Consider the following 25116-nt stretch of genomic DNA (forward strand, 5'->3'; position numbering starts at 1 on the left):
GGCCGGTCTTGCGGCCGAGGTAGCCGGCGGTGACCAGGTGCTCGAGCAGCGGCGCCGGCGCGAAGCCCGGCTCCCGGAACTCGGTGTACAGCTCCCGCTCGATGGCCAGCGACACGTCCAGGCCCACGACGTCGAGCAGTTCGAACGGGCCCATCGGGTAGCCGCAGCCGACCTTCATGGCGGCGTCGATGTCGTCGGCGGTCGCGTAGTGCGCCTCGAGCATCTTCACCGCGTCGTTGAGGTAGGGGAACAGCAGCGCGTTGACGATGAACCCGGCGCGGTCGGTGCAGGAGACCGCGTGCTTGCCCAGCTGCGCGCAGACCGCGTGCGCGGTGGCGGCCACGTCGGGGGCGGTGGCGATGGTGCTGACCACCTCGACCAGCTTCATCACCGGCGCGGGGTTGAAGAAGTGCAGGCCGACGACGTCGGCGGGGCGCTCGCTGGCCTTGGCGCACTCGATGACCGGCAGGCTCGACGTCGTCGTGGCCAGCACGGCGCCGGGCTTGGCGATCTCCCCCAGGGCGGCGAACAGCGCCTGCTTGACCGGCAGCGACTCCACGACGGCCTCGATGACCAGGTCTGAGTCGGCGAAGTCGTCCAGCGACGTCGTGCCCCGCACGCGGCCGAGGACCTCGTCGCGGCCGGCCTCGTCGAGCCGCCCGCGGGCGACCTGCTTGTCCAGCGACCTGCGCAGGGCCGCGGTGACCGCCTCCACCTTCTCCGGCGAGCGGGCCTGGAACAGCACGTCGTAGCCGCCCTTGGCGACGACCTCGATGATCCCGGTGGCCATCGTCCCGGAGCCGACGACGCCGACGGCCGAGACCGGGCGGGCGCCCGTGGCGGCACCGCCGGCCGGCGGGGTGTGCTCGTCGGCGACGACCTCGGCCGAGCCCGGGGTGGCGTAGGTGTAGAAACCGCGGCCGGACTTCCGGCCCAGCAGGCCCGCGGTCATCATCTGCTTGATCACCGGGCTGGGCGCGTGCAGCCGGTTGCGCGACTGCTTGTACATCGTGTCGAGGATCTCGTAGGCGGTGTCGATGCCGATGAGGTCCATCAGCGCCAGCGGGCCCATCGGCAGGCCGCAGCCCAGCCGCATGGCCGCGTCGATGTCCTCGCGGCTGGCGTAGCGGTTCTCGTACATCGAGACCGCGTGGTTGAGGTAGCCGAACAGCAGCGCGTTGGCGATGAAGCCGGCCTTGTCACCGATGGTCACGTCGACCTTGCCCAGCCGGTCGGCCAGCGCCTCGACGTCCTCGACGACCGGCTGTTCGGTCACCACTGTGCGCACGACCTCCACCAGCTTCATGACCGGCGCCGGGTTGAAGAAGTGCATCCCGATGACCTTGCTCGGCCGGCCGGTGGCCACCGACAGCTCCGTCACCGACAGGCTCGAGGTGTTGGTGGCCAGGATCGTGTCCGGCGGGCAGATCTTGTCCAGCTTCGCGAAGAGCTCCGTCTTGAGCTCCATCCGCTCCGGGACGGCCTCGATGACCAGCTCGGCCGAGGACAGGTCCTCCAGCGACGTGCTGAACCGGATCCGCCCGAGGATGGCGTCGCGCTCGGCCGGCTCCAGCTTGCCGCGCGAGACGGCCTTGTCCGTCGACTGGTCGACGTGGCCGCGACCGCGGGCCAGGGCGTCCTCGCTGATCTCCACGGCGGTCACCGACAGGCCCGCGCGGGCCAGCACCTCGGCGATGCCCGCACCCATGGTGCCCAGCCCCACCACGCCGACCTCGGTCAGTTCTCTGGCCACGCTGCCATCTCCTCCCGTCCGTTGGACCCCCGGAGTCTCCCACCCCGGCAGCACGGTCCCGCCCCTGGGTGGCGGTCCCCGCTACCGTCCCCGGGTGGTCGCGATCCTGGTCACCGGCATGTCCGGGACGGGCAGGTCGACGGCGCTGGCCGAGCTGGCCCGGCGGGGCTCCCGCGTCGTGGACACCGACTCCGGCGGCTACGCCGTGGAGGTGTGGTCCGCCGAGGAGGGGCGCCCGGAGCAGCTCTGGCGCGAGGACCGGATCGACGTCCTGCGCGCCCGGCACGAGCAGGACGCAGCCGGCGAGCCGCTCTTCGTCGCCGGCTGCGTGTCCGGCCAGGGACGCTTCCGTCCGCGGTTCGCCGCCGTCGTCCTGCTCAGCGCCCCGGTGGACGTGCTGCTCCGGCGGCTGGCCGGCCGGACGACCAACGGCTTCGGCGAGAGCGACGCCGAGCGCCTCCTGGGCGGCCTTGCCGCCGTGGAGCCGCTGCTGCGCGCCACGGCCGACGCGGGGATCGACACCCGCGCCCCCGCCGCGGAGGTCGCCGACCGCCTCGTCGCGATCGCCCGGGACGTCGGCTAGAAGAGGCGCTGCGAGGGGTCGTCGGTCCCCTTGAGGACGGCGTAGTCGACGGTCACGCAGTCGATGCCGCGGTCGGTGGCCAGCACCCGTGCCTGCGGCTTGATCTCCTGCGCGGCGAACACGCCCTTCACCGGCGCGAGCAGCGGGTCGCGGTTGAGCAGCTCGAGGTAGCGGGTCAGCTGCTCGACGCCGTCGATCTCCCCGCGCCGCTTGATCTCCACGGCCACGGTCCGCCCGTCGGCGTCGCGGCAGAGCAGGTCGACCGGGCCGATCGCGGTCGGGTACTCGCGGCGGACGAGCTGCCACCCCTGCCCGAAGGTCTCCACGTGCAGGGCGAGCAGCCGCTGCAGCTCGGCCTCGACGCCGTCCTTCTGCAGGCCGGGGTCCACGCCGAGCTCGTGGGCGGAGTCGTGCTCGACCGACTCGATGGTGATGACCAGCTGCTCACCGGCCCTGTTGGTGACCGTCCAGGTCCCCGCGCCGTCGACGAGCTCGTCCTTCAGCGTGCACGGCGGGCTCATCCAGTTCAGCGGCTTGTAGGCCCGGTCGTCGGCGTGCACCGACACCGAGCCGTCGGCCTTGACCAGCAGCAGCCGCTGGGCCATGGGCAGGTGGGCGGTCAGCCGCCCGATGTAGTCGACCGAGCAACGGGCGATGACCAGGCGCACGGGCGCCGACGGTACCGGTCGGGTCACGACGGGAACCGCCGAGCCCGGTCACGCGTGCCAGGACCGTGACGACGACGTCGACGGTGCGCGCGGCCGGCCTGCTGGTCCTCGCGCTGGGCCTCGCCGGGTGCGCGCAGGACGCTGCCGACGCGGGCTCGCCGTCGTCCCCGGCGGCTCCCCTGCCCCCGGGCCTCGTGCTGCAGGTCGCGCACACCGGCGGGTTCACCTCACCGGAGGAGTTGGCCACCCGGCTGCCGCTGGTCAGCGTCTACGGCGACGGGCGGGTGCTGACCCAGGGCGCGCAGATCGAGATCTGGCCGTCGCCGGCGCTGCCCAGCGTGCAGGTGCAGCAGGTCGACGAGGCCGCCCTGCGCGACCTCGTCGACCGCGCCGTCCAGGCCGGCGTGACCGAGGACGGCGACCTCGGCGAGCCGCCGGTGGCCGACGCGCCCACCACCCGGTTCACGCTGACCACCGGCGAGGGCACGACGGTGCGCGAGGTGTACGCCCTCGCCGAGACCCCCGACGACGCGCTGACCGCGGAGCAGGCCGAGGCGCGCGGGCGGCTGCGCGACCTGCAGGACGAGCTGACCGGCCTGGTGGCGGGCCCGGCCGAGGTCTACGTGCCGCAGACGGTCGCCGCGGTGGTCCAGCCGCACCGCGGCGGCGACCCGGAGCTGCCGCAGCCCGACGTCGCCTGGCCGGGGCCGGCGCTGCCGGGCACGCCGCTGGGCGCGGGGATCACCTGCGTGAGCGCCACCGGCCAGCAGGCGGCCGACGTCCTCGCGGCGGCGGCCTCGGCCAACGTCCAGACGCCGTGGGTCACCCCGGACGGCGCGCGGTGGTCGATCGCCTTCCGGCCGGTCCTCCCCCATGAGACCGGCTGCGCCGACCTCGGCGGCTAGCCGGCCTGCGGACCGACCGCGACGCGGGAGGCGTCGAGCACGACGGCCGGCCGCACCCCGATGCGGGACCGGTCGACCCGGCCGTGGCTGTTGACGTCCCCTCGGGGGCCGACGGACGCGGCTCGCGTCGCGGTGCCGTCCTGCGCCTGCGGCTGGGACCTGAGCCACCACCACGAGCGCCCGCGCCGCTCCTCGTCGACGACGAGGAAGTCCGCCTCGACGGTCTCGTCGTACACGTGGAGACGGCTGCCGTCGCTCTTCCGCTGCACCGCGAAAGGGGTGGCCACCGCCCGTCGGTCCACCCCGTCCCCTCGGCCGCGGTGGGTGAGCGCCCGGACCTCCGGCACGCCGAGCAGGAACACCCGGTCGACCGTGTCGGGCGTCCCGTCACCGTTGTCGTCGCACCGGTGCGCGACGAGGAGCTCCTGCTCGGCCCCGGTGGAAGCCCGCCGCAGGAAGGTCCCGCCCAGCCACGAGACCGGGGTGCTGTCGGCGCCGTCGGCCTGCTGGGGGTACCGGCCGAGGTCGACGAGGACCCCGGGCCGGGCGTCGGCGAGGGCGGGCGCGACCGGCACCCCCTAGTCGGTCCAGACCGGCCGGCGCTTCTCCAGGAACGACCGCATGCCCTCGCGGGCTCCGTCGAGCTGGCTGGCGCCGGCCATCACTTCGACGGCGACAGCATAGGCGTCCCGCTCGGGCCGGTCGAGCTGGGCGTACATCGTCTGCTTGCCCCACGCCTTGCTCGCCCGCGAGCCGCGCGTGGCCCGGGCCATCAGCTCGTCCACGGCGGCGTCGAGCCCGTCGTCGGGCACCACGCGGTTGACCAGTCCCCAGTCCAGCGCCGTCCGCGCGTCGATGACGTCGCCGGTCAGCGCGAGCTCCATGGCCCGCTTGCGGCCGACGTTGCGGGCGATGGCGACCATCGGCGTGTGGCAGAACCAGCCGCCCTTGCCGCCGGGGGCGGCGAAGCCGGCCGACTCCGCGGCCACCGCGAGGTCGCAGGAGGCGACCAGCTGGCAGCCGGCCGCGGTGGCCAGGGCGTGCACCCGCGCGACGACGACCTGCGGCACCTCCTGCAGCGCCCGCATCAGTTCGGTGCACAGCGCCAGGAGGCTGCGCACGTCGGCCACGGGCGCGTCGAGGACGTCGGCGAAGTCGTGGCCGGCGCTGAAGACCGGCCCCTCCGCGCCGAGGACGATGCCGGTCGCGTCGCTCTCCCCGGCGTCGGCGACGGCGGCCAGCAGCTGCTCCAGGTGCTCGCGGGACAGCGCGTTGCGCCGCTGCGGCCGGCACATGGTGATGCGGACGACGTCGCCGTCCCGCTCGACGCGGGGCGCACCCTCTGCGGTCATGTGGGCGACCTCACCACGCCCGGCGGCCCGGCGGCAACGTCGCTGGGACGCTGGGGTGGTGGACGTCGAGGAGGTCACCGACACCGCGCCCCGCCCCGCCGGCCGGACGCTGTTCAGCCAGGGCTGGCGCGACGTCGCGTTCGTGCACTGGGCGCTCGACCCCGCCGCCGTCGCGCCGCTGCTGCCGCCGGGCACCAGGCCGGACACGACGCCGGACGGGCGCACCTGGGCCGGGCTGGTGCCCTTCCGCATGCGCCGCATCGGCGTCCTCGGCTCGCCGGGACTGCCGTGGGTCGGCTCCTTCCTCGAGACCAACGTGCGGCTCTACTCGGTCGACGAGGAGGGCCGCCGCGGCGTCGTCTTCCGGTCCCTGGACGCCGACCGGTTGCTGCCGGTCTTCGTCGCCCGGGCCGCGGGACTGCCGTACCTGTGGTCGCGGATGCGCTTCGACCGGGACGGTGACCTGCTGACCTACACCTCCCGGCGGCGCTGGCCGGGGCCGCGGGGCGCCGGCGGCCGCGTGGAGCTGCGGGTGGGCCCGCGGCTGACCGATCCCGGGCCGGTCGAGCGGTTCCTCACGGGCCGCTGGGGGCTGCACCAGACCGCCTTCGGCCGCACCCGCTACTGGCCCAACGAGCACCCGGCCTGGCCGCTGCACCGCGCCGAGCTGCTGGCCTGGGACGGCGACCTGCTGGCCGCGGCCGGCCTGCCCGGCGTCGAGGGGCCGCCCGACAGCGTGCTGTTCTCCCCGGGCGTCGACGTCCGGTTCGGCCCCCGCCTCTGACGTACGGGGCCGTTCCGCAACCCCTGGGCAGGAGCGCCCCCAGCCGCGAGGATGTGCCCGTGGCAGCACCACGGTCCGCCGCGACCGCCGTCGTGGAGACCGCCGTCGTGGAGACCGCCGACCGTGCCGACGACTGGGTGCACCGCCTGCTGGACCTCGCGCGCGATCGGCTCGGGATGGACGTGGCGTGGCTCTCGGTGTTCTCCGAGGACCGCCAGGAGATCACCTCGGCCACCGGCGACCTGGACGGCATGCACGTCTCCGAGGGCATGTCGTTGCCGCTGGAGGAGTCGTTCTGCGTGCGGGTGCTGTCCGGTCAGCTGCCACCGGTGGTCACCGCGGCCGACCGCAACCCGCTCACCCGCGACCTCGCCGTCACCGGGAAGCTGGGCATCGGCTCCTACGTCGGGGCGCCCGTCCGCAGCCCCGACCGGCGACCGGTCGGGATGCTGTGCTGCATCAGCCGGGACGCCGGCGAGCAGCTCGACGGCTCCTCGGTGCGCACGGTGGAGATGCTGGCCGAGCTGATCGGTGACCGGATGGCCGCCGAGGAGCTCGCCGAGGCCGAGCTCGCCGCCCGCCGGACCCGCGTCCGCCAGGTCCTGGACCGGGGCGCGGTCACCGTGCACGTGCAGCCGGTGGTGGACATGCACACCGGCAGGGTCGTGGCCCACGAGGCACTGTCGCGCTTCCCCGGGCACGAGGGCGGTCCGGCGACGCTGTTCGCCGACGCCGCGGCGGTGGGCCTGGGGGTGGAGCTGGAGCTGCTGGCGGTGCGGTCGGCGCTCGGCGTCGCGGGCCGGCTGCCGCGGGGGCTGCGCCTGGCGGTCAACCTGTCCCCCATCGCGCTGGTGTCGCCCGCGGTGGCCGCGGTGCTGCTCGACGGGGCGGACACGACGGCGCTCACCGTGGAGATCACCGAGCACTCGCCGATCGAGGACTACGCGCCGGTCCTGGCCGCGCTCGAGCCCCTCCGCGCGGCGGGCATCCGGCTGAGCATCGACGACGCCGGTGCCGGCTACGCCAGCCTCCGGCACATCCTGCGGTTGTGCCCGGACACCATCAAGCTCGACATCGCGCTGGTCAGCGGGGTCGACACCGACCCGGCCCGGCAGGCGATGACCGCCGCGATGGTGGCCTTCGCCGCCGAGACCGGGGCCCGGCTGGTGGCCGAGGGCGTCGAGACCCCGGCCGAGCGCGACGCCCTGGTCGCCCGCGGCGTCCGCTACGGCCAGGGCCACGTGTTCGGCCGCCCCGCGCCCGTGGATTGATCCTCCCTGCCGCTGCCGGCCCCCTGCCGGGCACCGCCCCGAGCCTGCGAGGGGTGGGGAGCAGGGGTCCTTCGACTAGACGGGGGTGGGGACCCTCTCGTCGAGGCCGTTGGCCTCGCGGACCACGTCGACGACGTGGCCCATGATGTCGTTGAGCCCGAAGTCCTTGGGCGTGAACACCCGGGCCACGCCCTGCTCGCGCAGCCGGCGGGCGTCGCTGTCGGGGATGATCCCGCCGACGACCACCGGGACGTCGTCCAGCCCGGCCTCGCGCAGGCCCTGCAGCACCGCCGGGACCACCTGCAGGTGCGACCCGGACAGCACCGACAGCCCGACGACGTGCACGTCCTCCTCGACGGCGGCGGACACGATCTGCGCGGGCGTGAGCCGGATGCCCTGGTAGACGACCTCGAACCCGGCGTCGCGGGCGCGGACGGCGATCTGCTCGGCGCCGTTGGAGTGCCCGTCGAGGCCGGGCTTGCCGACCAGGAACCGCAGCCGGCCGCCGAGCTCCTCGCCGGTGGCGTGCACCCGCTCGCGCACGAGCACCAGCGACTCGTCGGCCTCGCCGCTGCCGGCGGCCGCGGCCACACCCGTGGGGGCCCGGTACTCGCCGAACACCTCGCGCAGCACGCCGGCCCACTCCCCCGTCGTCGCGCCCGCACGGGCGCACTGCAGCGTGGCCTCCATCAGGTTGACGTCGCTGCCGGCGGCCTCGCGGAGCGCGGCGAGCGCCCGCTCGACCGGCTCGGGGTCGCGCCCGGCGCGCCACTCCCGGACGGCCTCCTGCGCGGCGGCCTCCACGGCCGGGTCGACGACCATGATCGCGGTGTCGAGGTCGGCGGTCAGCGGGTTGGGCTCCGTGGTGTCGAACCGGTTCACGCCGACGACGACGTCCTCGCCGCTCTCCATCCGGCGGCGCCGCTCGGCGAGCGAGCCGACGAGCTGGCCCTTCATGTACCCGGACTCGACGGCGGCCACGGCCCCGCCCATCTCCTGCACCCGGGCGATCTCGGCGCGGGCGCCCTCGACGAGCTCGGCGACCTTCCGCTCCACCACGACCGACCCGGTGAACAGGTCCTCGTACTCGAGCAGGTCGGTCTCGTAGGCGAGCACCTGCTGCAGCCGCAGTGACCACTGCTGGTCCCACGGCCGGGGCAGGCCCAGCGCCTCGTTCCACGCCGGCAGCTGCACCGCGCGGGCGCGGGCGTCCCTGGACAGCGTGACCGCGAGCATCTCCAGCACGATCCGCTGGACGTTGTTCTCCGGCTGCGCCTCGGTCAGGCCCAGGGAGTTGACCTGGACGCCGTAGCGGAACCTCCGGTGCCTGGCGTCCTGGACGCCGTAGCGCTCCCGCGTCAGCTCGTCCCACAGCTGGGTGAAGGCGCGCATCTTGCACATCTCCTCGACGAAGCGGACGCCCGCGTTGACGAAGAAGGAGATGCGCGCGACCACCTCGCCGAAGCGCTCCTGCGGCACCTGGCCGGAGTCGCGCACGGAGTCCAGGACGGCGATCGCGGTGCTCATCGCGTAGGCGATCTCCTGCACCGGCGTCGCCCCGGCCTCCTGCAGGTGGTAGCTGCAGATGTTGATCGGGTTCCACTTCGGCATCGCCGTCACGGTGTAGGCGACCACGTCGGTGATCAGCCGCATCGAGGGCCCGGGCGGGAAGACGTAGGTCCCCCGCGACAGGTACTCCTTGATGATGTCGTTCTGCGTCGTCCCGGCGAGCTCGGTGACGTCGTGCCCCTGCTCCTCGGCGACCGCCTGGTAGAGCGCCAGCAGCCACATCGCGGTGGCGTTGATCGTCATCGACGTGTTCATCCCGTCGAGCGGGATGCCGTCGAAGAGCGCCCGCATGTCGCCGATGTGCGTGACCGGGACGCCGACCTTGCCCACCTCACCGACGGCGAGCTCGTCGTCGGGGTCGTAACCGGTCTGCGTGGGCAGGTCGAACGCGACCGACAGGCCCGTCTGCCCCTTCGCCAGGTTCCGGCGGTAGAGCGCGTTGGACTCGGCCGGCGAGGAGTGGCCGGCGTAGGTGCGCATGACCCAGGGGTGGTCGCGCTCCTTCGGCGATGAAGGGAACGGCATGCCAGCGGAGTGTAGGGGCCGCTACTGGTGAGTAGCAGCACCGGTCCGGGTGCTCCGGCGGTGGCACACTCGATCGTGTGCGACCGGGCCGGGAGGGCCCCGGCGCCGCTCGTCGAGGGGGTCGGGATGCTGCAGCCGGGCGGTCTCAGCTACATCGCCGGGCCGGTCATCGCGATCGTCGTCATGGTCCTGCTCGTGCTGTTCATGCGCTGGGCCTTCGGCGGGAACTCCACCGGCGGCATGCGCCGCGGCCGTCCCTCGCCCGCCGACGACGGCCTGCTCACCCGCGTGGCCACCCTGTCCCGCCGGGAGTCGGCGCTGGCGCTGCGCGCGGTGCTCTCCGACGCCGGGATCCGCTCGACGATCCGGTTCCCCGAGGCGCACCGCGCCGACGTCTTCGTCTTCCCGGAGGACGCCGCCCGCGCCCGCGAGCTGGCCGCCTCCTTTCCTGCGGCGTAGCCGCGGCTCAGTCCGGGCGCTCGATCCGCTCGATCCCGGCGCCGAGGCCGCGCAGCAGGTCGACGAAGTCGGGGTAGCCGCGGTCGACGTGGTGCACGTCCTGCACCTCGGTCACCCCGTCGGTGAGCAGCCCGGCCAGGACCAGCCCGGCACCGGCGCGGATGTCGGTGGCCAGCACCGGCGCCGACGACAGCCGCTCGCGCCCGCGGACGACGGCGTGGTGGCCGTCGATGCGCACGTCGGCGCCGAGGCGCACGAGCTCGTTGACGAACATGAAGCGGCCCTCGAACACGTTCTCGGTGATCAGGGCCGTGCCGGTGGACACCGCGGCCAGCGCGACCGCCATCGGCTGCAGGTCGGTGGGGAACCCGGGGAAGGGCAGCGTGACGACGTCGACCCCGCGCGGGCGCTCGTCCATCGCGACCCGGATGCCGTCCTCCACCACCTCGACGGTGGCGCCGGCGCTGACCAGCTTGTCCAGCGGGACGGCGAGGTGCTGGGGCAGGGCCCGCTCGACGACGACGTCGCCGCGGGTCATCACCGCCCCGATCGCCCAGGTCCCGGCCACGATCCGGTCGGGCACCGTCGAGTAGGTGACCGGCGCGAGAGAGTCGACGCCCTCGATCGTGAGCGTGGAGGTGCCGGCGCCGTCGATGCGCGCGCCCATCGCGGTGAGCATCGAGCAGATGTCGACGATCTCCGGCTCGCGGGCGGCGTTGTCGATGACCGTCGTCCCCTCGGCCAGGACCGCGGCCATCAGCAGGTTCTCGGTGGCGCCGACCGACGGGAAGTCCAGCCAGATCGACGTGCCCTTGAGGCGCGGGGCGGTGGCGACGAGGAAGCCGTGCTCGCTGTGGATCGAGGCGCCGAGCCGCTCGAGGCCGGAGATGTGCATGTCCAGGCCGCGCGAGCCGATCGCGTCGCCGCCCGGGAGAGCGACCCGGGCGCTGCCGCGGCGGGCGACCAGGGGGCCGAGCACGCTGATCGAGGCGCGCATCTTGCGCACGAGGTCGTAGTCGGTCTCGGTGTCGGGGTCCTCCGGGACGTCGACGACGACCCGTCCCCCGCCGCCGGGCTTCCCGGACCGCTCGTAGGTGACGCCGCAGCCGAGGCGGCGCAGCACCTCGCTCATGATCGCGACGTCGAGGATGTCGGGGACCTCGTCGATCGTCGTACGCCCGGCCGCCAGCAGCGCGGCCGCCATGAGCTTGAGGGCACTGTTCTTCGCCCCCGTGACCCGCACGCGTCCGGTCAGGGCCGTGCCGCCGGTCACCTCGAAGCACTGCACCGGGCCACCCTACGGCGGCCGCGCGGACGGCTCCGGTCAGCGTCCCGGGCCCGGGGGCACGCGCCGCAGCACCGCCTAGGCTCAGGGACCATGACAGTCCGGCTCACCCGCATCTACACGAAGACCGGAGACGCCGGGCAGACGCACCTCGGCGACATGAGCCGGGTGACCAAGACCGACCCGCGGCTGATCGCCTACGCCGACGTCGACGAGGCCAACAGCGTGCTCGGCCTGGCGCTGGCGCTCGGGTCGCCGTCCGAGGACGTGGTCAGGCTCGTGCGCAGCGTGCAGAACGACCTGTTCGACGTCGGCGCCGACCTGTCCACGCCCGTGGTGCCCGACCCCGCGCACCCGCCGCTGCGGGTGACCGCCGCCTACACCGAGCGGCTCGAGGTGGCGTGCGACGAGCACAACGAGGCGCTGCCTCCACTGACCAGTTTCGTGCTGCCCGGCGGGACGGCGCTGGCGGCGCTGCTGCACCAGGCGCGCGTGGTCGTCCGGCGGGCCGAGCGCAGCGTGTGGGCGCTGCTGGAGGCCGACGGCGGGCGCACCAACGCCGAGACCGCGCGCTACCTCAACCGGCTGTCGGACCTGCTGTTCATCCTCGCCCGCGAGGCCAACCCGGACGGCGACGTGCTGTGGGAGCCCGGAGCGCACAGCGGCGTGCACGCCCAGCGGGCCGCCAGAACCTGAGGAGGGACTAGCGGATGGGTGGGGCGGACTCCACCCAGGACAGGAAGCCGGTGACGGTCGAGAGGTCCATGGCCAGCTCGGTGGGCCCGCGGTTGGTGTCGCAGCGGAGGACGACGGCGTCGTCGGGCAGGGCGACGTCGTCGCGGCCCGGCCCCCGCCGGCTCTCGACGTGCACCTCGGTGCGGCACAACCGCTGCTGAGGGCGTACCGACAGCGACACGGCCCGGTACCAGAGCAGCGCGTCCCCGCCGTACCAGGCGACGCCCACCGACCACCGGGAGCTCCCGGCCGGACGCAGCCACATGGTCACCGCGCCGAGCCCGGAGAGCAGGAAGCGGCGGCGGATCAGGAAGGCGACCACCAGGACGACGACCAGCACCCCGGCGAGGACGAGGAGGGCGGTGGTCACCGGCGGGTCGGCGGTCGCGGTCCGGTCGGGTCAGTCGCCCTGACCGGCGGCCCGCAGGCGGGACTGCGCGCGGCGGGCGGCGGCGAGGGCCTCGGGGTCGTCGCCGGCCTGCTCGGCGCGGCGCAGCGCCTCGCGGGCGCGCTCGACGTCGATCTCGGAGGCGATCTCCGCCGTCTCGGCGAGGATGGACACGCCCTGCGGCGTCACGGAGAGGAAGCCCCCGTGGGCGGCGGCGACGACGTCCTGGCCCTCGGTCGTGCGGATGGTGACCACGCCGCCGGGCGCGAGCTCGCCGAGCAGCGGGGCGTGGCTGGGCAGGACGCCGATCTCGCCCTCGGTCGTGCGGGCGATGACCATGCTGGCCTCACCGGACCAGATGGTCCTCTCGACGGCCACCAACTCGACCTGCAGGGTCGCCACGACACTCCTCCGGGTCCACCGACGAGCGGTGCTGGGACGCCGGCCGGGAAGCGGGCGCGGCGACGGTCGTCCTCACTCTAGCCGCGGGTCCGGGCGTGTCCGGCGCGGGTCGCCCGGCGGTCACCCGCCCGGGCGGCCGGGCTACGACGCGCGACGGTAGAGCAGCGTCCAGCGCCCGACGCGCACCCACGGGTGGCGCACGCTGGAGGCCGGGGCCCAGTCCTCGGTGTCGTAGGAGATGTCCTGGACGGAGGACACGACTGCCGACGGCGGCCAGGTCCACCCGGGGTCGGCGGTCCCCGCCGGCAGGCGGGTCACCGTGCCGTCGAAGCTGGTCGCATCCAGCCAGTCCATCGTCGTCTCCTGCGCGGCACGTCCGGTCCCTCCGGGCGCCATCTGCTCGATCGGCAGCGAGGTTCCCGCTCTTGAGGGTGTGTCGGGAAGCCCACTGCCCATCTCGGCGGTGAGGTCAACCCCTCCGGGTGTCACCGCCGGGCACGTCCCGACGCTGCGTCACCGGTCGGGCACGCACCCGCAGTCCCGGGACGCACGACGGCCGGGCACCCCCGAAGGGGCACCCGGCCGTCGTCACGCTCCGGTGGAGCCTCAGCCGCGCTTGAGCTTCTCCGCGTTGCGCTCGAGGTCCTCGAGGCCACCGCACATGAAGAACGCCTGCTCCGGCACGTGGTCGTAGCGGCCCTCGGTGAGCGCCTTGAACGCCTCGAGGGTCTCCGACAGCGGCACGTAGGAACCGGGCTGCCCGGTGAACGCCTCGGCCACGAACATGTTCTGCGAGAGGAACCGCTCGATCCGCCGCGCGCGCTGCACGGTGACCTTGTCCTCCTCGGAGAGCTCGTCGATGCCGAGGATCGCGATGATGTCCTGCAGTTCCTGGTACCGCTGGAGGATCTGCTTGACGGTCTGCGCGACCTGGTAGTGCTCCTGCCCGACGTACTGCGGGTCGAGGATCCGGCTGGTGGAGTCCAGCGGGTCGACGGCCGGGTAGATGCCCTTCTCCGAGATCGGCCGCGAGAGCACGGTCGTCGCGTCGAGGTGGGCGAATGTGGTGTGCGGCGCCGGGTCGGTGATGTCGTCGGCGGGCACGTAGATCGCCTGCAGCGAGGTGATCGAGTGGCCGCGCGTCGAGGTGATCCGCTCCTGCAGCTCGCCCATCTCGTCGGCGAGGGTCGGCTGGTACCCCACGGCGGAGGGCATGCGGCCCAGCAGCGTGGAGACCTCGGACCCGGCCTGGGTGAACCGGAAGATGTTGTCGATGAAGAGCAGCACGTCCTGGTTCTGCTCGTCGCGGAAGTACTCCGCCATCGTCAGCGCCGAGAGCGCGACGCGCAGCCGGGTGCCCGGCGGCTCGTCCATCTGGCCGAAGACCAGAGCGGTCGAGTCGATGACGCCGGACTCGGTCATCTCGGTGATGAGGTCGTTGCCCTCACGGGTGCGCTCGCCGACGCCGGCGAACACCGAGACGCCACCGAACTCCTGGGCGACGCGGCGGATCATCTCCTGGATGAGCACCGTCTTGCCCACGCCGGCCCCGCCGAACAGGCCGATCTTCCCGCCGGCCACGTAGGGGGTCAGCAGGTCGATGACCTTGATGCCGGTCTCGAGCAGCTCGGTGCGGCCCTCGAGCTGGTCGAACCGCGGCGCGTGCCGGTGGATCGACCAGCGCGGGAGGTCGCGGCCGTAGCCGGGGGTGTCCAGGCACTCGCCGAGTGCGTTGAACACGTGGCCGGTGACGCCCGGGCCGACCGGGACGTTGATCGCCGTGCCGGTGTCAGTGACCTCGGCGCCACGGACGAGGCCGTCCGTCGGTGCCATCGAGATGGTGCGGACCACGTTGTCGCCGAGGTGCTGGGCGACCTCCAGGGTCAGGGTCTTGCCCAGGTCGGCGAGGGTCACGTCGACGTGCAGGGCGTTGAACAGGTCGGGCATCGAGTCGCGCGGGAACTCGACGTCGACGACCGGCCCGGTGACCCGGACGACGCGGCCGCTCGTCTGGGTGGTCGGACGGTCCTCGGTGACGGTCATGGGTGCTCCTGGGCTCAGGTGGATCTCAGGTCCAGTGTCCCCGCCGGAGAGGCGGGGTGGAGTGGTCAGTCGTCGGCGCCGGCGGACACCAGCGCGTCGGCGCCGCCGACGATCTCGCTGATCTCCTGGGTGATCTCGGCCTGCCGGGCCTGGTTGGCCTGGCGAGAGAGGTTCTTGGCCAGCTCCTCGGCGTTGTCCGACGCCGACTTCATCGCCCGCCGGCGCGAGGCCGACTCCGAGGCCGCGGCCTCGAGCAGCGCCGCGTAGATGCGGGTGGTGACGTACTTCGGCAGCAGCGCGTCGAGCAGCGCCTCGGGCGAGGGCTCGAACTCGTAGGAGGTCGGGACGCCGGAGTCGCCGGTGTTCCTCCCCTCCCCGTCCTCGGCCGGGTCCTCGAGCTCGCTGGTGTCCATCGGCGCCAGCCGGCGGGCGGTGGGCACCTGGGCCAGCAGCGACTTGAACTCGGTGTAGACGATGTGCACCTCGTCCACGGCGCCGCTGCGGTCGGCGTCGTCACCGGGGGTGAAGACGTCGATCAGCGCCCGGCCGACGTCCTGCGCGTCGGAGTAGGCCGGCTGCTCGGAGAAGCCGGTGAAGGTCTGCTCCACGGGGCGGTCGCGGAAGGAGTAGTAGGTCTCCCCCTTGCGCCCGACGACGTAGAGCACCGGCTCCTTGCCCTGCTGGCGCAGGGTGCCCAGCAGCTCCTCGGTCCGCCGCAGGACGTTGACGTTGTACGAGCCGGCGAACCCGCGGTCGGAGGTGACCACGAGGACCGCCGCCCGGCCGGTCCCGGTCTGCTCGTTGAGCAGCGGGTGCTCCAGGGACGCCGACGCCGCGAGGGCGGACAGCACGCGGGTGATCTCGCGGGCGTAGGGCTTGGACGCCTCCACCCGCGCCTGGGCGCGCACGATGCGGGCACCGGCGATCAGCTCCTGGGCCGAGAAGATCTTCTTCGTCGACTGGGTGGAGCGGATGCGACGCCGCAGCGCACGGAGGGAACCGGCCACGTCAGGCGCTCTTCGCCGCGGTGGCGCCCTGCGCCGTCGCGCCGCCCTGCGTCGTCCCGCCAACCTGGGCGCCGCCACGCTGGCCGTCGGTGCGCTGACCGGCGGTGCGCTGGCCGTCGGTGCGCTGACCGGTGGTGCTCGCGTCGTCGTCCTCGTCGGTCAGCGAGCTGCCGTCCGACGTCGTGAACTGGCTGTAGAAGCCCTCGACGGCGCGCCCGAGGCTGCTGACGGCGTCGTCGCCGAGCGCCCGCGAGGTGCGGATCTCGTCGTACACGCCGGGCTCGGCCCGGGCGATGTGGTCGAGGAACTCCGACTCGAAGCGCCGCACGTCGCCGACCGGGACACGGTCGAGCTTGCCGGTGGTGCCCAGCCACAGCGAGACGACCTCGCGCTCGACCGGGTAGGGCTGGTACTGGCCCTGCTTGAGCAGCTCGACGAGGCGCTGGCCGCGGTCGAGGGTGGCCCGGCTGGAGGCGTCGAGGTCCGACGAGAAGGAGGCGAAGGCCTCCAGCTCTCGGTACTGCGCCAGGTCCAGCCGCAGGCGGCCGGCGACCGACTTCATCGCCTTGATCTGCGCCGAGCCGCCGACACGGGACACCGAGATGCCGACGTTGATGGCGGGGCGGACACCGGAGTTGAACAGACCGGTCTCGAGGAAGATCTGCCCGTCGGTGATCGAGATGACGTTGGTCGGGATGTAGGCCGACACGTCGTTGCCCTTGGTCTCGATGAGCGGGAGACCCGTCATCGAGCCGGCGCCCAGGTCGTCGGAGAGCTTGGCGCAGCGCTCCAGCAGGCGGGAGTGGAGGTAGAACACGTCGCCGGGGTAGGCCTCGCGGCCCGGCGGGCGGCGCAGCAGCAGCGAGACGGCGCGGTAGGCCTCGGCCTGCTTGGACAGGTCGTCGAAGACGATCAGGACGTGCTTGCCCTCGTACATCCAGTGCTGGCCGATGGCCGAGCCGGTGTAGGGGGCGATGTACTTGAAGCCGGCCGACTCCGACGCCGGGGCGGCGACGATCGTCGTGTACTCCATCGCACCGGCCTCCTCGAGGGAGGCGCGGATCGCCGCGATCGTCGAGCCCTTCTGGCCGACGGCGACGTAGATGCAGCGCACCTGCTGGGCCGGGTCACCGGTCTCCCAGGCCTGCTTCTGGTTGATGATCGTGTCGGTGACGATCGCCGTCTTGCCGGTCTGCCGGTCGCCGATCACCAGCTGGCGCTGGCCACGGCCGATCGGGGTCATGGCGTCGATGGCCTTGATGCCGGTCTGCAGCGGCTCGTGCACCGACTGCCGCTGCACCACGGTGGGCGCCTGCAGCTCGAGGGCGCGACGGCCGGTGGTGGTGATCGGGCCGGCGCCGTCGATCGGGTTGCCCAGCGGGTCGACGACGCGGCCGAGGTAGCCGTCACCGACCGCCACCGACAGGACCTCGCCGGTGCGGCGGACCTGCTGGCCCTCCTCGATGCCGGCGAAGTCACCGAGGATGACGACACCGACCTCGCGGACGTCGAGGTTCAGCGCCAGGCCGCGGACGCCGCTCTCGAACTCGAGCAGCTCGTTGGTCATGACCGAGGGCAGGCCCTCGACCCGGGCGATGCCGTCGCCCGCCTCGGTGACGGTCCCGACCTCTTCCCGGGAGACGTCCGGGGAGTACTCGGTGACGTAGTTCTGGATGGCACTGCGGATCTCGTCTGCGGAGATGGTCAGCTCGGCCATGGCGCGCGTCCTCTTCCCTGCTGGGTCGTGAGTCTGTGGTTCTGGGGTGGTCGCGTCAGCCGGCGAGCCGGCGGCCCGCGACCTCGAGCCGGTTGGCGATGCTGCCGTCGATGACCTCGTCGCCGACGCGCACGATCAGGCCGCCGAGGACCTCGGGGTCGACGGTCACCTGCAGACCGATCGTCCGCCCGTAGATGCGGCCGAGCACCTCACGCAGCCGCTGCTCCTGCGGCGCGGACAGCGGCACCGCCGTCGTCACGTGGGCGACCGACCGGCCACGCCGGGCGGAGGCCGCCTCGGAGAGGCGCTCGACACGGACCTCGGCGTTGCCCACGTGCCGGGCGGTCAGCGAGTTCCGCACCAGCTGCTCGGTGACGGGGCTGACCCGGCCCGACAGCAGCCGGTCCAGCAGCGCCGCCCGGCCCTCGGCCGGGGCCGCGTCGTCGGAGAGGATGCGGGACAGCTGCGGGTCGCCGCCGACGATCCGGCCGAACCGGAACAGCTCGTCCTCGACGCCCTCGAGCTCGCCCCGGGCCTCCGCCGCGTCCAGGGCGGTGTCCGTGGCGAGCGTCTCGACGGCCTCGACCAGGTCGAGCGGCCGCGACCAGCGCTGCCGGGCGACGGTCTCGACCAGGTCGACGGCGGCGGCCGAGACGCGGCTGTCGAAGATCCGGTGGGCGAGGCCGGCCCGGTCGGCCGGCTTGCCCGCCGGGTCCGACAGCGCCCGGCGCAGCGCGACGTGCCCGTCGAGCAGCCGCGCGACGGCGAACAGCTCGTCGGCCAGCGCCAGCAGCCCCGGACCGGCGGCACCGCTGGTGGTCTCCGCCAGGCGCTCGCGGCTGGCGATGAGCGCCGCCCGGCTGGAGGCGTCCATCAGCGGTCGCCGCCGGGGACGAACACCGTGCTGCCGGTGCGGCCGTCGGAGGCGCCGCCCCCGGACATGCCGTCGAGGTCGTCGAGGAACCGGTCGACGGTGCCGCGACGGCGGGACTCGTCCTCCAGGGACTCCCCCACCACGCGGCCGGCGAGGTCGACGGCGAGTGCGCCGATCTGGCCGCGCAGCTCGTTGATGACCGACTGCCGGTTGGCGGCCAGCTGCTCCTCGCCGCGGGCGACGATGCGCGCCGACTCCTCCTGCGCCTGGGTCCGCAGCTCCTCGAGGATCTGCTGGCCCTCCGCGCGGGCCTGGTCCCGGATCTGCGCGGCCTCGGTGCGGGCCTCGGCCAGCTGCGCGCGGTACTGCTCCAGCGCGGCCTTGGCCTCGGCCTGCATGGCCTCCGCCCGCTCGATCCCGCCCTCGATCGCCTCGCGGCGGGCCCGGAAGACCTGCTCGAAGCGCGGTGCGATGAACTTGAAGAAGACGAACATCACGACCGCGAAGGCGATCAGGCCGATGATGATCTCGCCGAGCGGCGGCAGGAGCGGGTTGGCGCTCTCCGCAGCGAGGATGCTCATGGTCTCAGTGTCCTGTCTCGATGTCGCCGTCCGTACCCGGAGGGACGGATCAGGTGCCGTAGACGAAGGGGACGACGAAGCCGATCAGCGCGAGGGCCTCGGAGAGGGCGAACCCGAGGAAGGCGTAGGTGCGGGTCAGGCCGGCCGACTCGGGCTGGCGGGCGGTGGCCTGGATGTAGGCCGCCCAGACGATGCCGACGCCGATGCCCGGGCCGATCGCCGCGAGGCCGTAGCCCACGGAGCCGATGCTGCCGTTCAGCTCAGCGAGAAGATCCATGTCGGGGTGTTCCTCCTGTGTCGTCGCCCGGGACGTCCGGGCGGCTTGCGGGGGTCGTGCGGGTGGTGCGGTCGGGGGGCGGGTCAGGCCGTCAGTGCTCGGCCTCGATCGAGCCGTTGAGGTAGGTCCCCATCAGCACGGTGAAGACGTAGGCCTGCAGGAAGATCACCAGCAGCTCGAAGAACGTCATCACGATCGCCATCAGCGCCGAGATGGGCCCGAAGACGATCGAGAAGTTGTCGCGGCTGAACAGGTAGACCGCGCCGAGGGAGAAGACGACCAGCAGCATGTGGCCGGCGAACATGTTCGCGAAGAGCCGGACCGCGAGGGTGAACGGCCGCACGATGAAGTTCTGCAGGATCTCGATCGGGGTCACCAGGACGTACATCGCCTTGGGCACACCGGGCAGGAACAGGATGTCCTTGAAGTACTTGCCGGCGCCCTGCTCGCGGATGCCGATGTAGATGTAGAGCACCCAGCAGATCAGGGCGAGGACCAGCGGGAACGCGAACTTCGACATCGGCGAGATCTGCGCCAGCGGCAGGATCGACATGAAGTTGTTCGCGAGGATGAAGAAGAACAGCGACGCGAGGAACGGCGCGAACGGGATGCCCCGGGGACCGACGACGTCGCGGGCGATGCCGTCGCGGACCAGCGAGTAGCCGCTCTCGCCGACGAACTGCAGCTTGCCCGGCACGATCTGGGGCCTGCGCACCGTCATGACCATGAACACGAGCATCGCGAGCGTGGCGAACCACAGGCCCAGCGTGATGCGGGTGATGGCGAAGTCGACGCCCAGGAGTGAGAACTCGGCGATCGGCTCGGGGTAGAACTCGCTGAGGCCGGGGGCCTGGAAGCCGTCCCCGCCGCCGCTCTCCTCGACCGCGAGCACGCCTGCGAGCGCGAGGGCGCTGGAGGTCACCGTTGTCCCTTCTGCGTCCTGGGCCGGCTCCGTCGTCCGCCCGGGGTCTTGCCGTCGTCCGTTGCCCCCGGTGCTGGGGGCAGGCCGCCGTACCGCGCGACGACCAGGTAGATGGCCACCGAGATGCCCAGGAGGATGCCGACCGGCACGAACACCCGCGTGTCCAACCACCGGTCGAGCAACCACCCGGCTCCGCCCCACACGGCCATCCCGGAGATCATCGTGCCGATGACCGCGTAACCGGTCTCGGCACCGCTGCCCTGAGAGGGTGCCCGCGCAGGTCGGGGCCGGGGCTCCCTACGGGTGGGGTCGTCCTCGGCCATCGCGGGGACACTATCAGCCGCGTGTCGCGGTCCCGCCCGGTGCCGGGGGGACGGTCGCCTGACCGGGTGGTGCGGGCGGGGTCACGTAGTAGAGCTGGCGGGTCCACACCCACCGCAGCTGGACGCCGCTCCACAGCAGGGCCCCGACGACGACCGACCAGGCCATCGTCAGCCGGTCGAGCCAGCCGTCCTCCGGCAGGGCGCCCAGGACCCCGAAGAGCACGACCGCCTTGACGAAGAAGGTGCCCAGCGCCGCAGGCAGCGTGAAGGTCTCGTTGATCCGCCCCGCCCAGGCGATGACGACACCGGAGACGACGAAGAACGCCGTCACCACGAGCGCGCCGACCAGGACGCCCACGGCGTCGGCCCAGCCGGCCACGACCCCCGCGACGAGCGCCGCGACGACGGCCACGGCTCCGGTGACCAGCGCGCCGACCTTGAGGAACGACAGGTCCCACGGGACCGGCGTCGCCGACCGCGGCGCGCTCACCGCACACCCCGGCCGGCACCGGCGGCCCGCGGGGCGGCCGGCCCGGGAGCCGGCCCGGACGGCGGCGCGGACGCCGGCGGCGTCGGCGACAGCGGCGCGCTGGTGGACGCCGTGGCACCGGCGGGCCGGCCGCCCGTGCGGTGGGCCCGGGCGGTCGGGTGGGCGGCGCGGCTGCGCCGGCGCTGGGCGGCGATCTCGGCGGCCCGAGCCTCGCGGGCCGCACGGCGGGCGTGCGGCCCGAGGACGACGACGACACCCACGACGAGCAGCACCCCGATCACGACGAGCAGCTCGACCGTCCCGCCGGTGACCGAGAGGGCCACCGCACCGAAGGACAGGAGAGCCGCCCAGAAGTACATGGTCAGCACCGCCCGGCGGTGCGAGTGTCCGATGGACAGCAGCCGGTGGTGCAGGTGCATCTTGTCCGGTGAGAACGGTGACTGTCCTCGCCGGGTCCGGCGGACGACGGCCAGGAGCAGGTCGATGAACGGGATGAAGAGCACCGCCACCGGCACCAGCAGGGGCAGGGCCAGCGGCAGCAGGCTCGCGGCGGAGTCGAAGGACTGCGCGTCGACCCGGCCGGTGGCGCTCACCGCGGCGGCCGACAGCATCAGGCCGACGAGCATCGACCCGGAGTCGCCCATGAAGATCCGCGCCGGGCTGAAGTTGTGCGGCAGGAAGCCCAGGCAGGCCCCGGCGAGCACCGCCGTCACCAGGGCCGGGGCGCTGGCCACCTCGTCGTAGCCGACGCTGCTGAGGTTGTAGCTGTAGGCGAAGAAGGCCAGCGCGGCGATGGCCGAGACGCCGGCGGCCAGCCCGTCGAGGCCGTCGATGAAGTTGAGCGCGTTGACCGTCATGACGGTCAGCAGGATGGTCAGCGGAACGCCTACGTCCGGGCCGAAGGAGATGGTCCCGATGTCGGCGAACGGCAGGAACAGGAACGCCAGCTGGACGCCGAGCAGCACCATGACGCCGGCCGCGGCGATCTGCCCGGTCAGCTTGGTGAGCGCGTCGAGGCCGAACTTGTCGTCGAGGACGCCGAGCAGGCAGATGAGGCCGCCGGCGACCAGCACCGCGGCGGTCTGCGAGTCGTCGAAGGTGCGCTGCAGCGCCGGCAGGCGGGTGGCCACCATCACCGCCGCCGCCACGCCGAGGTACATCGCCACTCCCCCGCCGCGCGGGGTCGGGATGACGTGCACGTCGCGCTCGCGGGGCGCGGCCATCATGCGCAGCCGCACCGCCGCGATCCGCACGACCGGGGTGGCCAGGAAGGTGACCAGGCCCGCGGTGAGCAGGACGACGGCGTACTCGCGCACGGCTCAGCCCTGGTGCAGACCGCGCAGGGTCCCGGCCGGGCGCGCAGCGGGCGTGCTCATCGCGACGGTGCTCCCGGAGGCGAGACGACGGGCGGACGGGACTGGCGGTGCCCCCACGGTATCCCCCCGTCACGGGACGGAGCGGGACCCGGAGCGCCCGGGCCCCGCTCCGGGTGTGCGGAGGACGGGGTCCCTACTCAGTCGGTCGTCTCGGGGACGACCTCGCGCAGCCGCTCGACGGAGACGGCGCCGACGCGCAGCACCCGTGGCACCGGGCCGGTGCAGTCGACGATCGTGCTGGGCGCCGAGCCTGCCCGCGGGCCGCCGTCGAGGACGACCGCGGCGTGCTCGCCGAGCTGCGCCGTCGCCTCCTCCGCGCTGGTGGCGGCGGGCCGGCCCGAGCGGTTGGCGCTGGAGACGGCCAGCGGGCCGGTGCGGCGCAGCAGGGCGCGGACGACGTCGTCGTCGGGGAGCCGGACGGCGACGGTGCCCTCGGCGTCACCGAGGTCCCAGGCCAGCGAGGGTGCGTGCTCGATGACGAGGGTGAGGCCGCCGGGCCAGAACGCCTCCGCCAGCCGCGAGGCCACCCGCGGCACGCTCATCGTCAGGCCGGCCAGCGTGGAGGCCTCGCCGACCAGCACGGGCACCGGCATGGCGCGGCCGCGATTCTTCGCCGCCAGCAGCCCGGCGACCGCCGTGGGCGAGAAGGCGTCGGCGGCCACGCCGTAGACGGTGTCGGTGGGGACGAGCACCAGCTCGCCGCGGGCGATCGCGGCGGCGGCGGCGTCGAGACCCGCCGCGCGCTGCTCGGGGTCGGTGCAGTCGTAGAGGTCGGCCACGGCCGGTCAGTCTCGCGTGGTCCGGCGGGCGGTCGTGAAGCGGGGGCGGCCGGCGAGGTCCGGGTGGTCGGCGACGTCGGTGAACTCCCCGGTGGCGCGCACCAGCGCGGGCACCGCGCTCCCCTGCTGGTCGGCGTGCTCGATGCCGAGAGCGCCGCCGGGGCGCAGCAACCGCGCCGCCGTGACCAGCAGGCCACGGACGACGTCGAGACCGTCGGGGCCGCCCCAGAGCGCGAGCGGCGGGTCGTGGTCGGCGACCTCGCGCGGCACCCGGGCGCCGTCGGGGACGTAGGGCGGGTTGGAGACGACGAGGTCGACCGTGCCGTCGAGGTCGCGCAGCAGCGCGGGGTCGGTCATGTCGCCGGCCAGCACCGTCACCGGGCGGTCGCGGGCGGCCGCGCGCAGGGCGGCGTTGTGCCGCGTCCACTCGATCGCCTGCGGATCGCGCTCGACGGCGGTGACCCGCGCGCCGCGGTGTTCGTGCGCCAGGGACAGTGCGATCGCCCCCGACCCGGCGCCCAGGTCGACGACGACCGGCTCGTCGACGCCGGCCAGCTGTGCCAGCGCCCACTCGACGAGCTGTTCGGTCTCCGGCCGGGGCACGAACACGCCCGGCCCGACGGCGAGCTCGAGGTGACGGAACGGCGCCCGGCCGGTGAGGTGCTGCAGCGGCACGCGCCCGGCGCGCTGGTCGAGCAGCGCGGCGAAGCGGGCGGCGGCCGCGCCGTCGACGTCGTCGCGGGTGAGCAGGGCCACGCGGGGGACGCCGAGGGCGTGGGCGAGCAGCAGCTCGGCGTCCACGCGGGGTGACTCGATGCCGGCTCCGGCCAGCCGCCGGGCCGCGTCGGCGAGCAGCGTGCGGGTGTTCAGGAGCCGGCCGCCAGCAGCTCGGTGGTGTGCGCGCGGGTGAGGGCGTCGATGACCGGGTCGAGCTCGCCGTCGAGGACCTGGTCGAGGTTGTGCGCCTTGAAGCCGACCCGGTGGTCGGAGATGCGGCTCTCCGGGAAGTTGTAGGTGCGCACCCGCTCGCTGCGGTCGACGGTGCGGACCTGGCTGCGCCGCTGGTCGCTGGCGGTGGCCGCGGCCTCCTCGCGGGCGGCGGCCAGCAGCCGCGAGCGCAGCACGCGCAGCGCCGACTCCCGGTTCTGCAACTGGCTCTTCTCGTTCTGCGAGCTCACCACGATGCCGCTGGGCAGGTGGGTGATCCGGACGGCGGAGTCGGTGGTGTTCACGCTCTGCCCGCCGGGGCCGCTGGAGCGGAAGACGTCGATGCGCAGGTCGTTCGGGTCCACGGTGACGTCGACGTCCTCGGCCTCGGGCAGCACCAGGACCCCGACGGCGGAGGTGTGGATGCGGCCCTGGGACTCCGTCACCGGCACGCGCTGCACGCGGTGGACGCCGCCCTCGAACTTCAGCCGCGACCAGATGCCCTCGTCGGTGCGCGACTTCACCGCGATCGCGACGTCCTTGTAGCCGCCGAGCTCCGCGGGGACGGCGTCGAGCACCTCGGTGGCCCAGCCGCGGCGCTCGGCGTAGCGCAGGTACATGCGCAGCAGGTCGCCGGCGAACAGCGCCGACTCCGCACCGCCCTCCCCCGCCTTGATCTCGAGGATGACGTCCTTGTCGTCGTCGGGGTCCTTCGGCAGCAGCTGCTCGCGCAGCCGGTCGGTGAGCTCGTCGATCTGCGTCTCGAGCCCGCGGGCCTCCTCCGCGAAGGACGCGTCCTCCGCGGCGAGCTCCTGCGCGGCCGCCAGGTCGTCCCGGGCGGCGTCGAGGGCACGTGCCGTCTCCACCACCGGCGCGAGCTGCGCGTAGCGGCGGCCCAGCCGGCGGGCGCGGGCGGTGTCGGTGTGCACCGCGGGGTCGGCCAGCTCCGTCTCGAGGGCGGCGTGCTCCTCGAGCAGCCCGTGCAGCCGGTCGGGTGCGGCGTCGGTGGGGCTGCTCATCGCAGGACCTCTCGGCAGGAGCGGCAGAAATGGCCATCTCTGCCGGGGGACGGGGGCGGACACGACGACGGCGCCCGTCCCACGCGAGGTGGGACGGGCGCC

General features: G+C 73.7%; 28 protein-coding genes. 6 read left to right on the forward strand and 22 right to left on the reverse strand.

The window, feature by feature from the left end:
- Positions 1-1753, reverse strand: a 1753-nt coding sequence (locus BM414_RS24410; protein ID WP_093583853.1) for a 3-hydroxyacyl-CoA dehydrogenase family protein, incomplete at its 3' end; no start/stop codon positions are given.
- A gap of 94 nt (positions 1754-1847) precedes the next feature.
- Between BM414_RS24410 and BM414_RS24415 the strand changes: the two genes are divergently transcribed.
- On the forward strand, positions 1848-2336 hold the full coding sequence (locus BM414_RS24415; protein ID WP_217644916.1) for an AAA family ATPase: 489 nt from the start codon (positions 1848-1850) through the stop codon (positions 2334-2336).
- Here the strand turns inward: BM414_RS24415 and nucS are convergent.
- A complete protein-coding gene (gene nucS, locus BM414_RS24420) occupies positions 2333-3004 on the reverse strand; it encodes an endonuclease NucS (RefSeq protein WP_093583855.1) in 672 nt (223 codons plus the stop codon). The two genes, BM414_RS24415 and nucS, sit on opposite strands and share 4 nt — an antisense overlap.
- A 65-nt stretch (positions 3005-3069) precedes the next feature.
- On the opposite strand from nucS, the gene BM414_RS24425 reads away from it, so the two are divergent.
- On the forward strand, positions 3070-3909 hold the full coding sequence (locus BM414_RS24425) for a hypothetical protein (RefSeq protein WP_093583857.1): 840 nt from the start codon (positions 3070-3072) through the stop codon (positions 3907-3909).
- Here the strand turns inward: BM414_RS24425 and BM414_RS24430 are convergent.
- Positions 3906-4484 (reverse strand): DUF6273 domain-containing protein, encoded by a 579-nt coding sequence (locus BM414_RS24430; RefSeq protein ID WP_093583859.1) that lies wholly within the window; start codon positions 4482-4484, stop codon positions 3906-3908. The genes BM414_RS24425 and BM414_RS24430 overlap by 4 nt on opposite strands.
- Positions 4485-4487: 3 nt before the next feature.
- Positions 4488-5261 carry an enoyl-CoA hydratase-related protein gene (locus BM414_RS24435; protein ID WP_093583861.1) on the reverse strand — a complete coding sequence of 258 codons (774 nt, stop codon included), beginning with the start codon at positions 5259-5261 and terminating at the stop codon, positions 4488-4490.
- A 58-nt stretch (positions 5262-5319) separates the two neighbouring features.
- Between BM414_RS24435 and BM414_RS24440 the strand changes: the two genes are divergently transcribed.
- Both BM414_RS24440 and BM414_RS24445 read left to right on the forward strand, forming a co-directional pair.
- Positions 5320-6045, forward strand: a complete 726-nt coding sequence (locus BM414_RS24440; protein ID WP_217644917.1) for a YqjF family protein — start codon at positions 5320-5322, stop codon at positions 6043-6045.
- A gap of 59 nt (positions 6046-6104) precedes the next feature.
- Positions 6105-7316: a sensor domain-containing phosphodiesterase gene (locus BM414_RS24445; protein ID WP_093583865.1), complete on the forward strand. Its 1212-nt coding sequence runs from the start codon at positions 6105-6107 to the stop codon at positions 7314-7316.
- 75 nt (positions 7317-7391) lie between these two features.
- Here BM414_RS24445 and BM414_RS24450 read toward each other — a convergent pair whose 3' ends face one another.
- A complete protein-coding gene (locus BM414_RS24450) occupies positions 7392-9410 on the reverse strand; it encodes a protein meaA (RefSeq protein WP_093583867.1) in 2019 nt (672 codons plus the stop codon).
- Positions 9411-9470: 60 nt separating this feature from the next.
- Here BM414_RS24450 and BM414_RS24455 point away from each other — a divergent pair, with 60 nt between their 5' ends.
- Positions 9471-9869, forward strand: a complete 399-nt coding sequence (locus BM414_RS24455; protein WP_245784961.1) for a hypothetical protein — start codon at positions 9471-9473, stop codon at positions 9867-9869.
- 7 nt (positions 9870-9876) lie between these two features.
- Here BM414_RS24455 and murA read toward each other — a convergent pair whose 3' ends face one another.
- A complete protein-coding gene (gene murA / locus BM414_RS24460; protein WP_093583869.1) occupies positions 9877-11157 on the reverse strand; it encodes a UDP-N-acetylglucosamine 1-carboxyvinyltransferase in 1281 nt (426 codons plus the stop codon).
- A gap of 90 nt (positions 11158-11247) precedes the next feature.
- Between murA and BM414_RS24465 the strand changes: the two genes are divergently transcribed.
- The gene (locus BM414_RS24465) at positions 11248-11850 is read left to right on the forward strand and encodes a cob(I)yrinic acid a,c-diamide adenosyltransferase (RefSeq protein ID WP_093583871.1); all 603 of its coding nucleotides are present in this window, start codon (positions 11248-11250) and stop codon (positions 11848-11850) included.
- A 7-nt stretch (positions 11851-11857) separates the two neighbouring features.
- Here BM414_RS24465 and BM414_RS24470 read toward each other — a convergent pair whose 3' ends face one another.
- From BM414_RS24470 to prfA, 16 genes are all read right to left on the reverse strand, one after another.
- Complete coding sequence (locus BM414_RS24470; RefSeq protein WP_093583873.1) at positions 11858-12259, reverse strand: DUF2550 domain-containing protein; 402 nt, start codon at positions 12257-12259, stop codon at positions 11858-11860.
- 30 nt (positions 12260-12289) lie between these two features.
- A complete protein-coding gene (locus tag BM414_RS24475; protein ID WP_093583875.1) occupies positions 12290-12679 on the reverse strand; it encodes a F0F1 ATP synthase subunit epsilon in 390 nt (129 codons plus the stop codon).
- A gap of 141 nt (positions 12680-12820) precedes the next feature.
- Positions 12821-13033: a hypothetical protein gene (locus tag BM414_RS24480; protein ID WP_093583877.1), complete on the reverse strand. Its 213-nt coding sequence runs from the start codon at positions 13031-13033 to the stop codon at positions 12821-12823.
- A gap of 252 nt (positions 13034-13285) precedes the next feature.
- Positions 13286-14722, reverse strand: coding sequence for a F0F1 ATP synthase subunit beta (gene atpD / locus BM414_RS24485; protein WP_093583879.1), 1437 nt, complete (start codon positions 14720-14722; stop codon positions 13286-13288).
- A 65-nt stretch (positions 14723-14787) separates the two neighbouring features.
- Positions 14788-15729 (reverse strand): F0F1 ATP synthase subunit gamma, encoded by a 942-nt coding sequence (locus BM414_RS24490; RefSeq protein ID WP_093583881.1) that lies wholly within the window; start codon positions 15727-15729, stop codon positions 14788-14790.
- A gap of 1 nt (position 15730) precedes the next feature.
- Complete coding sequence (atpA, locus tag BM414_RS24495) at positions 15731-17446, reverse strand: F0F1 ATP synthase subunit alpha (protein ID WP_245784962.1); 1716 nt, start codon at positions 17444-17446, stop codon at positions 15731-15733.
- 55 nt (positions 17447-17501) lie between these two features.
- Positions 17502-18320 (reverse strand): F0F1 ATP synthase subunit delta, encoded by an 819-nt coding sequence (locus BM414_RS24500; RefSeq protein ID WP_093583883.1) that lies wholly within the window; start codon positions 18318-18320, stop codon positions 17502-17504.
- Positions 18320-18901 carry a F0F1 ATP synthase subunit B gene (locus BM414_RS24505; RefSeq protein ID WP_093583885.1) on the reverse strand — a complete coding sequence of 194 codons (582 nt, stop codon included), beginning with the start codon at positions 18899-18901 and terminating at the stop codon, positions 18320-18322. Before BM414_RS24505 ends, BM414_RS24500 begins: the two co-directional genes overlap by 1 nt.
- A 49-nt stretch (positions 18902-18950) precedes the next feature.
- Entirely contained in the window at positions 18951-19178 is a 228-nt protein-coding gene (gene atpE / locus BM414_RS24510) for an ATP synthase F0 subunit C (protein WP_093583887.1), read from the reverse strand.
- Positions 19179-19269: 91 nt separating this feature from the next.
- Positions 19270-20100: a F0F1 ATP synthase subunit A gene (gene atpB, locus BM414_RS24515; protein ID WP_093583889.1), complete on the reverse strand. Its 831-nt coding sequence runs from the start codon at positions 20098-20100 to the stop codon at positions 19270-19272.
- A complete protein-coding gene (locus BM414_RS24520) occupies positions 20097-20423 on the reverse strand; it encodes an AtpZ/AtpI family protein (protein ID WP_093583891.1) in 327 nt (108 codons plus the stop codon). The genes atpB and BM414_RS24520 overlap by 4 nt, the downstream gene beginning before the upstream one ends.
- Positions 20424-20436: 13 nt before the next feature.
- Positions 20437-20913, reverse strand: a complete 477-nt coding sequence (locus BM414_RS24525) for a Cg1360 family ATP-synthase-associated protein (protein WP_093583893.1) — start codon at positions 20911-20913, stop codon at positions 20437-20439.
- Positions 20910-22229: a glycosyltransferase family 4 protein gene (locus BM414_RS24530; protein ID WP_093583895.1), complete on the reverse strand. Its 1320-nt coding sequence runs from the start codon at positions 22227-22229 to the stop codon at positions 20910-20912. Before BM414_RS24530 ends, BM414_RS24525 begins: the two co-directional genes overlap by 4 nt.
- A gap of 197 nt (positions 22230-22426) precedes the next feature.
- Positions 22427-23068: an L-threonylcarbamoyladenylate synthase gene (locus BM414_RS24535; RefSeq protein WP_093583896.1), complete on the reverse strand. Its 642-nt coding sequence runs from the start codon at positions 23066-23068 to the stop codon at positions 22427-22429.
- Positions 23069-23074: 6 nt separating this feature from the next.
- The gene (gene prmC, locus BM414_RS24540; RefSeq protein ID WP_093583974.1) at positions 23075-23938 is read right to left on the reverse strand and encodes a peptide chain release factor N(5)-glutamine methyltransferase; all 864 of its coding nucleotides are present in this window, start codon (positions 23936-23938) and stop codon (positions 23075-23077) included.
- Positions 23935-25014, reverse strand: coding sequence for a peptide chain release factor 1 (gene prfA / locus BM414_RS24545; protein WP_093583897.1), 1080 nt, complete (start codon positions 25012-25014; stop codon positions 23935-23937). The genes prmC and prfA overlap by 4 nt, the downstream gene beginning before the upstream one ends.
- Positions 25015-25116: the final 102 nt, after the last annotated feature.

The sequence above is a fragment of the Geodermatophilus amargosae genome, assembly GCF_900116515.1.
Lineage (GTDB): Bacteria > Actinomycetota > Actinomycetes > Mycobacteriales > Geodermatophilaceae > Geodermatophilus > Geodermatophilus amargosae.